This window comes from Prevotella koreensis (assembly GCF_003977605.1).
In the GTDB taxonomy this organism is placed as follows: Bacteria; Bacteroidota; Bacteroidia; order Bacteroidales; family Bacteroidaceae; genus Prevotella; species Prevotella koreensis.
Window position 1 is genome coordinate 1,377,852 of the sequence record NZ_RYYU01000001.1, and the last position, 12,567, is coordinate 1,390,418.

Here is a 12,567-nt window from a genome sequence, read left to right on the forward strand (position 1 = left end):
TGTCCCTCGCGCACGCGTATTATATAATATGGAATAGTAAAGGCAGATGAAGCAACGTCTTAACCCTATACTGCGACTCGTCATTATGACGGTCTTCATGTTCTCTTCGCTCGCCCTCCTTGCACAGGAAGACGAGGAATATCGCATGGAGATAGGCGCGGGCGTAGGGGTGACAGGCTATCTCGGCGACTTCAACTCAAGTCTGACAAGCAATCTGCAACCCTCCGCAACGGCGGTGATGCGCAAAACTTTCAATCCGTACATGGGACTGAAAGCGCAGATGGGATATGGGAAAATGAAAGGAAAGGCAGCCGATGCCAATACATACTATCCACAACTCAATGGCTCAAAATATGAGTTCGACAACACCCTCGTCAACGTGGATCTTTCATACGAATACAACTTCTGGCCATACGGCACAGGAAGGGAATACCGAGGAGCAAAGCCACTGACACCGTTCATTGCTATAGGACTCGGAGGAACGTTCGTAAAGGGTAAGGAGAAAAACGTTTTCACTGCCAATATTCCTATCGGAGTGGGAGTGAAATACAAAGTAGCACCGAGAGTGAACCTCGGCATAGAATGGGCAATGCACTTCTCGCTGAGCGACGAACTCGACGGAATAAAAGACCCGTACAATATAATAAGTAACGGTGCTTTCAAGAATACAGACTGCTATCACACACTTCAGGTGACGCTGACATACAGTTTCATGCCGAAGTGCAGGACTTGTCATAACGATAGATACTGATTATGGAACAACTGGATATGAACCGCATTCCGCAGCACATTGCCATGATAATGGATGGCAACGGACGCTGGGCACAGGAACATGGATACGAACGCACATTCGGACATCAGGCCGGAGTAGAAACGGTGCGACGCATCACGGCAGAGTGTGTCAGACTGGGAGTGAAATATCTCACACTATACACCTTCTCGACAGAGAATTGGAACAGACCCGTAAGCGAGGTTTCCGCGCTAATGGGACTGGTGCTGACATCGCTCGAAGACGAAATCTTCATGAAGAACAACGTCAGACTGAGAGTGATAGGAGACATAGACAGACTGCCGAAAGAGGTGGCCGAGAAACTGTGGAGCACAATGGAACGCACCGCAGACAATGACAGCATGACACTGGTGGTGGCATTGAGTTACTCGGCACGATGGGAAATAACACAGGCCGTGCGCAACATCGTGTGGGAGATAAAGAAAAATAACCTCATGCCGACAACCATTGACCCGGAAGAAATAACCGAAGAGACGGTGGCAAAGCACCTCGAAACAGACTTCATGCCAGACCCTGAACTGCTCATTCGCACAGGAGGAGAACTGCGCGTGAGCAACTACCTGCTATGGCAAATTGCTTATTCGGAACTTTATTTCACCGATACCTACTGGCCCGACTTTGACGAAAAGGGTTTGCAGGCTGCCATACTCGACTATCAGGGAAGGCAACGACGATTCGGAAAGACCGGAGAGCAGGTGGAAGAAGAAGGATAAGAAAAAGAGAATGGTGTTCAAAATACCTCATAAAGAAAAATACAACAGACGTTGAGAATGAACAATACGATAAGGAAGGCACTCGTGATTGCCGCCTTGATGGTGAGCATCACCGTCAGCGCACAAGAGAAAATAATAAACCCGGAAATAACATACGCCGGAAATCCGCGCAACTGCGTGATAGGCGGAATTGCCGTTTCGGGAGTGGAAGGATATGAAGACTATGTGCTGGCCGGCGTTTCCGGGTTGGTGAGAGGACAACATATCACTCTGCCGGGAAGCGAAATCACAGAGGCCGTGAAACGATATTGGAGGCACGGACTGTTCTCCAAGGTGGCCATTAGCGCAGACTCTATCGTCGGCGACCAAGTCTATCTGCACTTTCATCTCGCATTGAGACCACGCGTGAGCGTAATCAACTACATCGGATTGAAGAAGAGCGAGCAAGAAGACATGGAAAAGAAACTTGGTCTGTTGAAAGGTTCACAAATCACACCTAACATGATTGACCGCGCAAAGATATTGGCAAAGAGGTACTTCGATGACAAAGGATATAGAAATGCCGAAATCGAAATAACTCAACGAGACGATGTTACGAGTAAGAATCAGGTGATTCTCGATGTCATGGTAGATAAGAAAGAGAAGATGAAAGTGCGCAAAATAATCATCGAAGGCAACGAAAAACTTGCCGACAGAAAGATAAAGGGCGGACTGTTCAGAAAAGGTGCTTTCTCGAAAACACATGAAGCGGGAAAACTTTCATCGTTCCTGAAAGCAAAGAAATATACCCCCGAAAGATATAGCGAGGACAAGAAGAAACTCATTGAGAAGTATAACGAATTGGGTTATCGCGATGCTGTAATCGTGGAAGACTCGGTATGGAACAACGATGACAAGCATGTGAATATCTACATCAAGGTGGATGAGGGTAAGAAATATTACCTGCGCAACATCACATGGGTGGGAAACACCATTTACAACACCGACTTCCTCGCTGCGCAATTAGGCTTCCAAAAAGGCGATGTGTATAACCAAAGACTCATGAGCAAACGCCTCTCGGAGGACGAAGATGCAGTGGGTAACCTATATTGGAACAACGGATACTTGTTCTATAACCTGCAACCGACCGAGATAAACATCGTGGGAGACTCGATAGACCTCGAAATGCGTATTCAGGAAGGACCGCAGGCACACGTCAATCGCGTGAGAATAACCGGAAACAATCGCCTCTATGAGAACGTCATACGACGCGAACTGCGCACAAAACCGGGCGACCTATTCTCGAAAGAGGCACTGCAACGCTCACAGCGCGAACTTGCATCAATGGGACATTTCGACCCGGAACAGGTGTTGCCCGACGTGAAACCGAACTACGAGGACGGTACGGTGAACATCGACTGGAACCTTGTGCAGAAGTCTAACGACCAAGTGGAGTTCTCACTCGGTTGGGGACAGACCGGTGTTATCGGTCGCGTGGGACTGAAACTCAACAACTTCTCTTTGGCAAACCTGTTCAGAAAGAACAAGGAACATCGAGGAATATTACCTGTGGGTGACGGTGAGGTGCTCTCGATAGGCGCACAGACCAACGCTCAGTATTATCAATCATACAACGCGAGTTACTCAACGAGTTGGTTCGGAGGCAAACGACCGATACAATTCTCTGTGAGTGCATATTTTAGTAAGCAGACCGACGTGTCGAGCAACTACTATAACAATGCTTACATGAACAATTATTACAACTACCTATATGGTGTTGGAAGCAGTTACTACAACAGTTACGAGAACTACTACGACCCTGACAAGTTTGTGAAACTCATGGGAGCAAGCGTCGGTTGGGGTACGCGTCTGCGGTGGCCTGACGACTATTTCATGCTGAACGTGGAGATGTCGTTCACAAGGTATATCCTTAAAAACTGGCGTTACTTCCTCGTATCTACCGGAAACTGTAACAACCTGAACCTCGGAATAACGCTCGCACGCAGTTCTACCGATAACCAACTGTTCCCGCGTCGCGGCTCCGAGTTCACGGCATCGCTCACTATCACACCGCCGTGGAGCAAGTTCGAGAACAAGGATTATAAGAACCTTGCCAAAGACCCTAAGTCGGCAACATACATAAAGGAGCAACAAGAGAAATACCGATGGATAGAATACCACAAGTGGAAGTTCAAGGCTCGCACCTTCACGGCACTCACCGGAGGACAGAAATGTCTGGTATTGATGACACGAGTGGAACTCGGACTGCTCGGTTCTTACAACAAGGACAAGAAGTCGCCATTTGAAACATTCTACATGGGAGGTGACGGAATGAGCGGATACAGCAACGGATATGCACAGGAAACAATCGGACTGCGCGGATATGACAACGGTGCGCTGACCCCATACCATCAAGAGGGTTATGCTTACGACCGCTTCACGCTGGAATTACGCTATCCGTTCTTGCTCGGAAACACCACAATCTACGGATTGGCATTTGCCGAAGCGGGTAACGCTTGGACAAACACAAGCAAGTTCAACCCATTCAGTATGAAGCGTTCGGCAGGTCTCGGAGTGCGCATCTTCCTGCCAATGGTGGGTATGATGGGTATTGACTGGGCATACGGTTTCGATAAAGTGTTCGGAAAGAAAGGTGGAGGACAGTTCCACTTCATTCTCGGACAGGAGTTCTGATAATAAATAAAAGGAATAGATTATGAAGAAATTATTGATTATAGCCGTAATGGCAATAGTTGCAATAACGGCTAACGCACAGAAGTTCGCACTGATAGACATGGATTATATCCTGAAAAACGTGCCGGCATACGAGCGTGCCAACGAACAACTCAACCAAGTATCTAAGAAATGGCAGGCTGAGGTGGAGGCCTTGAACACCGAGGCACAGACTATGTATAAGAACTATCAGAACGAGGTAGTGTTCCTCTCGCAAGAACAGAAAAAGGCAAAACAAGATGCCATAATGCAGAAAGAAAAAGAATCAAGCGACTTGAAACGCAAATATTTCGGTCCGGAAGGCGAACTGTTCAAGAAGCGCGAGGCTCTCATGACACCGATACAGGAGGAGATTTACACAGCGGTAAAAGATATATCCGACCTCCGCGGCTATTCTCTCGTGCTCGACCGCGCCTCTAATGCAGGCATTATCTTTGGCTCACCGAAGATTGACATCAGCAACGAAGTGCTGCAAAAGTTAGGATATTCCAACTGAACGGGAACAACAAACGGTAAACAGTAATAAAAACAATAACAATAAAAATTAACTGAAAGAAAATGAAAAAGATTATCATTATGTTGATGGTGTTCGCTCCTCTGTCTCTTTTCGCACAGAAGTTCGGACATGTTGATTCACAAGCAATCATGCAGGGAATGCCGGAATTTATTCAGGCACGTGGCGAAGTGGAAGCACAGACCAAGAAGTATGAGGACGAACTGCAGGCAATGCAACAGGAACTCCAGCGCAAAAGCGAGGAGTATGACAAGAGTTCAAGCACCATGAACGAGACTAAGCGTCAGGAAACTGAGGCTGAATTGCAGAAGATGTACCAGAAAATCCAGCAGACATTCCAAGACAACCAGCAGGCTTTGGCAAAAATGCAGCAAGACAAACTGCAACCGATAACAAACAAACTGCTCAACGCTATCAAGAATGTAGGCTCTGCAGGAGGATATGTATATATCATGGACACAGCCGCCGGCATCCCATACATCAGCCAAACTCTCAGCAAGGACATAACAACTGAGGTCAAGGCAGAACTGAACAAACTGAAATAAGGATATTGCAGAGCACTGCTTTAAAAAGATTCGAGGAGTAAGGAGGAGTTCAGGAGTTTGGACAACACACGCATATTGTTCCATATTAATGTGCTTACAAAACACAAAGGTGCTGTCCAAACTCCTCATACTCCTCCTCATTCCTTATCTCCCTTATCCCCTATCACTCATTATCCTATATCATCTAAAATCCCCTCACCCCACTCTTATGAAAAAAATCTCAACCATCTTCACAGTTATTTGCCTCCTTATTCTGCTTCCCTCAACGGCAAACGCACAAAACCGTGTTGCCTATTTCAGTTACGACGAGGCAATGCACGCAATGCCGGAGTACGTAACCGCACAGAAGAACATCGCCTCCCTGCGTGGAAAATACACAGCAGAGATGAAGCGGGCAGAAGACGAATTCAACAACAAATACGAGGAGTTCCTCGATGGGCAACGCGACTTCGCTCCTCTGATATTACAGAAACGACAGGCCGAACTTCAGGAACTGATGCAGAAGAATATCGCTTTCAAGGCCGAGGCAGAGCGGTTGCTCACTCAGGCAGAGAAGAACATGATGATTCCGGTGCACAAAAAAATGAAGGAAGTGCTCCGCAAAATCGGCATGGAACGCCACTATGCTTTCATACTTAACACAGACAACAACGCCTGTCCGTATATTGACACAACCATTGCCGACGACATTACGACAATCGTAAAAGACGCATTGCAATAAAGTGGGAACACGATTACCAACATCACCCGGCCCTATCGGTGTCTTCGACAGCGGTTATGGCGGTCTGACAATACTTCATCAGATGCGCCGACTGTTGCCGCAATACGATTATTTGTATCTCGGAGACAACGCCCGTGCACCGTATGGTCCGCGCTCTTTTGATGTGGTATATCGTTTCACACGCGAGGCTGTAATGCAACTTTTCTCAATGGGTTGCCACTTGGTGATACTCGCATGCAACACGGCATCGGCAAAAGCACTGCGCACATTACAGCAAAACGACCTCCCTTACATCGATTCTGACCGCCGTGTACTCGGCGTAATACGTCCCACGGCAGAAGCAATCCCGCCTCTCACGGCATCGCGTCATGTAGGAATACTTGCCACCGAGGGCACGATAAGGAGCAACAGTTACGAACTGGAAATCGCCCATCAGGCTGCCGATATTGTAGTTACAGGACAGGCCTGCCCGCTATGGGCTGCGATAGTAGAGGCCAACGAGGCCGACAGCGAGGGCGCGGACTATTTCGTAAGACAACGAATAAAGGAGTTGTTGGGACGCGACCCGGACATTGACACTCTCGTATTGGCATGCACCCACTACCCACTACTGCTCAACACAATAAAGAAACACGTACCAAGCGACATCCGCATAGTGTCGCAGGGAGAATACGTAGCCGAAAGCCTTGCCCAATATTTCCAACGTCATCCCGACATGGAAGCACGCATAACACGAGGTGGCTCGTGCCGATACCTTACCACCGAGAACCCCGACCGCTTCACGGAATGTGCCCGAATATTCCTCCGTGAACCAATCGTTGCCAAGAACGTAACCCTTGGATAATCCCCCTGTCATAACTTACAACCCTTATATTTTTATTTATTTCAATATCCACGGCAGCCACGTGGCAGCATAAACGATGCCGGTCGCAACCCTCTACTCGTCTGTACTACCGTCCATATATAACACTCTCCATATTTTTCCCATCACTGTTTTTTTCCTGAATACTCCGTAATGACTTATACCATAAGTGTTGTTACGGACTTTTTCTTTATTTATTCAAAGCAAAACACAAAAAAAACTGATAAAAATGTGCGTCAAAAGCATTTTTTTTGTATATTTGCCTGTAGTAAAAACACAATTACATATTGTCTATGAATAAAGCGAACGGAATTGTGTTTTTTTATACCATATCATAAATTTTTAAAAAGTGAATAATATGGAACAGTATCTAATCTCATCAAACGCAGACCTGCAGGTCAACAAGAATCATGCGGACACAGTACAGAATCGTCTCAACAGTTTGCTACTGATGTTTTTCGCATTAGTACTATCAACCTTAACGGCAACGGCACAAGAGACCAACACCGTTATAAAAATGAAGACTGCCGCACCTGTCGGCACAATACTGCGCATCTACACGCAGCCATACGGGGAAGCAACGGTGACAGGTGTAGATGCAGACGAGTATTTCGGTCAGTATATTGTGACTGCCGAAACAGAAGAAATCACCGTAACCGGACCATTGACATCACTCGAATGTTACGGATGTCAACTAACCGACCTGACCATAGTCAGTGCGCCAAGTTTGTCCATTCTAAAATGCTACAAGAACAATCTTCAGACACTTGATGTGAGCAAATGTCAGGAACTTACCGTTCTGGAATGTCACAATAACCTACTCTCAACACTCGATGTTTCCACAAATAAGAAACTCGAAAGTCTGAAAGCATACTCCAATAAACTGCAGACCTTGACAACAGGCGAATCCAATTCTAAACTCACGCGCATAGAATGTGGCAACAACCAACTCACAACGCTCGACGTGTCGAAGTGCATAGAACTCGTTGACCTATACGCAGAACAGAACAAACTCACCACCCTCGACCTCACCAAGAACACCAAACTATGGTGGATAAAGGTTTTCAGCAACTTTATAGAAGGCGAGAAGATGGATAGTTTCATAGAAAATCTACCCACACCGACACAAGGTTCGCCGATGCTTTACATCGTGGACACACGCGACAAGAACGAAGGCAACAAGTGTTACATGAAAGATGTCAATGCGGCAAGAGAAAAAGGCTGGGTGGTATGCGACTGGCTGGGTGGCACGGAAACACCAAACATGACGGGAACATTATATTTCGGACTCGACTATGAACCGAATATATGCAACAACAGCATAATGTTAAAAACCTCAAGAAACGTGGGAGAGACCGTCACTCTCGACATAACACCCGACGAAGGAGACATAGTGATAACGGGAATCGAAGAAAACGGACCATACACCGGCAAGCAAACATACACGCTTACAAGCCGGACACTATACATAAGAGGCGGTGTTAAATCTCTCGTGTGCAGCGATAACAACCTAACGGAAATCAGTTTCTCTGACAGAAACATCATAACGAAACTTGATTGTTCTAAAAACCAAATCTCATCGCTTGCACTTAACAACCTTGAGAAACTCACAATGCTTCACTGTCAGGACAACATCTTGAGCGAACTGAATCTCACAGGATGCACGGCGCTATTGCGCGTGGACTGTTATCACAACAAACTCAGGGCGCAACGCATGACCGACATGGTGAAGTCGCTATACGATGGCAAGGCCACAGAACCGGTAATATTCATCATCGACAGCAAGGCCGAAGGCACTCCGGAACAGAACATCGCACTGAAGAGCGATGTTAAAATTGCAACAGACAAGTCATGGAATGTACGCGACTATATAAACGGCGGATACTATGGTTTCGGACAATCATACAGCGGCACAGAACCGGTTTATTATTCGGTCACAATAGAACCCTGTAAGCACGGAACCATAAACGCAATGACCGAAAGCAGTCTGACACAGATACTCGAAGGCACAGAACTTCGATTCAACGCTACACCCGAAACAGGTTTCGAACTGAACGAACTAAAAGCAAACGACATTGACATCACGGCCACAATGATGGCCGAAATCAACAGCAATACCGTTGTTCGCGCAGTCTTCAGCGGGCAAGAAGTGCCAACACAGCACATCCGCTTGTCAAAAGAGTTAAAAGACTACTTGAGTCTCGGTATAAAACTGATTAATCAAAACTACACACCTGTCATCATTGGAGGTACACTTATCACATGGAACGGAGACAACCTCATACTGAACATGACCGAAGACACCGTTGCCATACATGCCGACATGCTCGAACTGAAGGCTCTCTACTCACAACTTACACATCTCGACATCACCAATATGCCGAACCTGACATACGTGAATTGTGCATTGAACCACCTTTCCGAACTCAATCTGAGCCACAGCGCACAACTCACAAAACTCAGTTGCGAAATGAACAGTTTCAAGTCACTCGACCTTTCAGCATGCAACGATCTCTCATACCTGAATGTTTACGGCAACAAAATTGCCGGTTCGGAAATGACCGCAATGATTAACAGCCTGCCTATACGTCCCAAGAGCAGTCCGGGCATGCTCATCGTCATTGACACCAAATATTCAGGAGAAGAAAATGTATGTCTGAAGTCTGACGTAAAACTCGCCAATAGCAGAAACTGGAGTGTTTATAACCTTAACGGTTCGCCATCAGACATGCAACTTTATGAGGGAAATGACGTAACGGGAATAAGCGAAACAGGCATCGACAAAGCAGTATATTATGATGCACAGCAGCAAAAAATAGTTTTCTCGGCAGCCACTTCAGCTGAGGTTTACAGTACTGACGGCACTCTTATGATGAGAACAACCGGTAAGATAATAGACCTGTGCAACCTGCATCGCGGCACTTACATCATACGTTATAATGGAAATGGCGTACTGAAAATAGTGAAGTAAACTGTAATTTGGGCGAAATTGCCGACCAAATTCGGCGAAATTGAAAAGCAAAATGGGCGAAATTGGTGAGCAATTTCGCCCATTTTGATGAGCATTATATTACCAATGAGAATACAATAAGCATTGACTCATTTAACCAAAATTGGTCATTGTATATTAAACATCAATCGCTTCCAAACTTTCAAACCGTAAACACCAAAAAGACATACATACTAAAAAAATGCCGCAAGTCGTAGGGGGATTCTCTGAAAAAACGTCTATCGCATAGAAACATCAAATAAAAGCATAACAAAAGAAATGAAAAAAATAATCTTGGCAACAGCGATTGCGCTACTCACTACAATGCCGGCATCGGCACAGTACAACAACAACTCCACCGCGAAACCGGTACAGAACATCTCGGTAGAACTGTTAGGCCCCTCCAACTGGTTAGGCCTGCAATACGACACCCGCGTCAAAGGGAACAGCGGTTGGGGTTACTCTGTCGGGCTCGGATGGGGATATTCCGAGGCAAGCACCCTATTCAAAGTTGTAGAGCAATACCACCTAATATCGTTAGTGCCACGAGCAAACTATCTTATTGGCAATAAAAGCAGTAAGTTGGAACTCGGTTTCGGAACCAACATCGGATATCTCACCGGCAAGACAGAATACGACAGATATACCATAAAGGAGAAAGACGACAAAACATATTATGAATATAAAGAACATGTGATAGAAAAGAAAAACAGTTTCACATACTATTTTTTCGGAAACATCGGCTACCGTCTGCAACCGGCCAATGGTTTCACGTTGCGCGTCGGTCTCTCTCCGTCGTTCGGGTTGGGTGGAGCTCACACGGTAGATGACTTTTATCTTATTCCCTACTTGAGTTTCGGAAAATCATTCTAACCCAAGCAAGACTACAAATAGGAGACTATGTACTTTGCGGTCTGTCATACAAACGTCAAAAAACAAGACATAACAAAAAGACAAAGGTTAAAACCCCAATCGCTCATTAGGATGCTAATGACTGATTGAGGTTAAAGTATTTTCCCTTTAAACCTTTAACTTTTTAACCTTTAACATATCCTGTATTCGCTTTTTCTTAGTAACTTTGCAGCCGAAAGAGGATGATTTGATAGCGAATTTGTAAAAAAGACCTTGACTGCAGATATTAAAGAATGAGTCTTACAGGAATCATAAGGAACGCATTTATACCACGGCAGAAGAAATTGCTGTTGCACAATAGTGCGCCGTTGCAACTGCAACGAGAGGCATTGGAGCATCTCGTGGAGCGTGCAAAACACACCGAGTACGGACAAAAGCATTCTTTCAACTCGATAAAAAAATACGAAGACTTCAGCAAACAGGTGCCACTGAACACCTACGAAGAACTGAAGGACGACATACACCGCATGCGACACGGCGAACAGAACATTTTGTGGCCGGGGCAAGTGAAATGGTATGCCAAATCGTCGGGTACCACAAACGACAAGTCGAAGTTCATTCCCGTAAGCCCCGAAGGCCTTAACGCCATGCATTACAAGGGCGGCAGGGACGCGGTGGCAATGTATTTAGGCAACAATACGAAGAGCCGTATATTCGATGGGCGTGCCCTTATCCTCGGCGGAAGCCACTCGCCCAACTACAATCTGCCCGGTTCGTTAGTGGGAGACCTAAGCGCAATACTCATCGAGAACATCTCGCCGCTGGCCAATCTTGTGCGCGTGCCATGCAAACAAACCGCTCTGCTGAGCGACTTTGAACTGAAACGCGACCGCATAGCACACGAGACAATAGAGAAGAACATCACCAATCTGAGCGGTGTTCCGTCATGGATGCTATCGGTGCTGATGCGCGTAATGGAACTCTCCGGGAAGAAATATCTCAATGAGGTGTGGCCAAATCTTGAGGTGTTCTTCCACGGCGGAGTGTCGTTCACACCCTACCGCAAACAATACGAGCAACTCATCGTCACGCCGGACATGCACTATATGGAGACATACAACGCCAGCGAGGGATTTTTCGGCTTGCAGAACGACCCTTCAGATGCGTCGATGCTGCTGATGCTCGACTACGGAGTGTTCTATGAATTCATACCGACAGACAAATTCGACGAATCAATATCTACGGCCGGAGTTGAACAACAACTCATCGAACCGGAGAAACAGGCGTGCATCGTGCCGCTGGAAGGAGTGGAACCGGGCGTTAACTACGCCATGCTGATAAGCACAACGTGCGGACTGTGGCGATATGTAATAGGCGACACTATACGCTTCACGAGCGTAAACCCATACAAGTTCGTAATCACCGGGCGCACAAAACATTTCATAAACGCTTTCGGTGAGGAACTGATAGTTGACAATGCCGAGCAAGGACTGGCTCACGCATGTCGCGAGACCGGTGCCGAAGTGCTGGAATATACCGCCGCACCGGTGTTCATGGACAACAATGCGAAGTGCAGACACCAATGGCTGATAGAGTTTGCGCAGCAACCTGACTCGCTCGAACGTTTCGGCAATCTGCTCGACAAGAAACTGCAAGAGATAAACAGCGACTACGAGGCAAAGCGACATAAGGATATCACGCTGCAGCATCCGGAGATAATATGTGCCCGGAAGGGACTTTTCGAGGATTGGATGAAGTCGCGCGGCAAACTGGGAGGACAGAACAAGGTGCCACGACTGAGCAACAGTCGTCAGTATGTGGAACAACTCATGTCGATGAACGACAAGGAATGAGATAACAACAAGAAGA

General features: G+C 46.5%; 10 protein-coding genes. All 10 read left to right on the plus strand.

Annotated features, from left to right (window positions below; translation table 11 throughout):
* The first annotated feature begins 46 nt into the window (after window positions 1-46).
* The 10 genes from porG to EHV08_RS05900 all read left to right on the plus strand — a co-directional run bounded on the left by porG (window position 47) and on the right by EHV08_RS05900 (window position 12,551).
* Window positions 47-751, plus strand: a complete 705-nt coding sequence (gene porG, locus EHV08_RS05855) for a type IX secretion system protein PorG (protein WP_126678488.1) — start codon at window positions 47-49, stop codon at window positions 749-751.
* On the plus strand, window positions 751-1,503 hold the full coding sequence (locus EHV08_RS05860; RefSeq protein ID WP_126678489.1) for an isoprenyl transferase: 753 nt from the start codon (window positions 751-753) through the stop codon (window positions 1,501-1,503). The genes porG and EHV08_RS05860 overlap by 1 nt, the downstream gene beginning before the upstream one ends.
* A gap of 99 nt (window positions 1,504-1,602) precedes the next feature.
* Window positions 1,603-4,176, plus strand: a complete 2,574-nt coding sequence (locus EHV08_RS05865; RefSeq protein WP_394366046.1) for a BamA/OMP85 family outer membrane protein — start codon at window positions 1,603-1,605, stop codon at window positions 4,174-4,176.
* Between the two features lie 22 nt (window positions 4,177-4,198).
* Window positions 4,199-4,711: an OmpH family outer membrane protein gene (locus EHV08_RS05870; protein ID WP_126678491.1), complete on the plus strand. Its 513-nt coding sequence runs from the start codon at window positions 4,199-4,201 to the stop codon at window positions 4,709-4,711.
* Between the two features lie 62 nt (window positions 4,712-4,773).
* Window positions 4,774-5,274 (plus strand): OmpH family outer membrane protein, encoded by a 501-nt coding sequence (locus EHV08_RS05875; RefSeq protein WP_126678492.1) that lies wholly within the window; start codon window positions 4,774-4,776, stop codon window positions 5,272-5,274.
* Window positions 5,275-5,482: 208 nt separating this feature from the next.
* On the plus strand, window positions 5,483-5,995 hold the full coding sequence (locus tag EHV08_RS05880) for an OmpH family outer membrane protein (protein WP_126678493.1): 513 nt from the start codon (window positions 5,483-5,485) through the stop codon (window positions 5,993-5,995).
* 1 nt (window position 5,996) lies between these two features.
* The gene (gene murI, locus EHV08_RS05885) at window positions 5,997-6,839 is read left to right on the plus strand and encodes a glutamate racemase (protein WP_126678494.1); all 843 of its coding nucleotides are present in this window, start codon (window positions 5,997-5,999) and stop codon (window positions 6,837-6,839) included.
* 376 nt (window positions 6,840-7,215) lie between these two features.
* A complete protein-coding gene (locus EHV08_RS05890) occupies window positions 7,216-9,828 on the plus strand; it encodes an InlB B-repeat-containing protein (RefSeq protein ID WP_126678495.1) in 2,613 nt (870 codons plus the stop codon).
* Between the two features lie 297 nt (window positions 9,829-10,125).
* On the plus strand, window positions 10,126-10,719 hold the full coding sequence (locus EHV08_RS05895) for a hypothetical protein (protein ID WP_126678496.1): 594 nt from the start codon (window positions 10,126-10,128) through the stop codon (window positions 10,717-10,719).
* Between the two features lie 272 nt (window positions 10,720-10,991).
* Entirely contained in the window at window positions 10,992-12,551 is a 1,560-nt protein-coding gene (locus EHV08_RS05900) for a GH3 auxin-responsive promoter family protein (RefSeq protein ID WP_126678497.1), read from the plus strand.
* The last annotated feature ends 16 nt before the right edge of the window (window positions 12,552-12,567 follow it).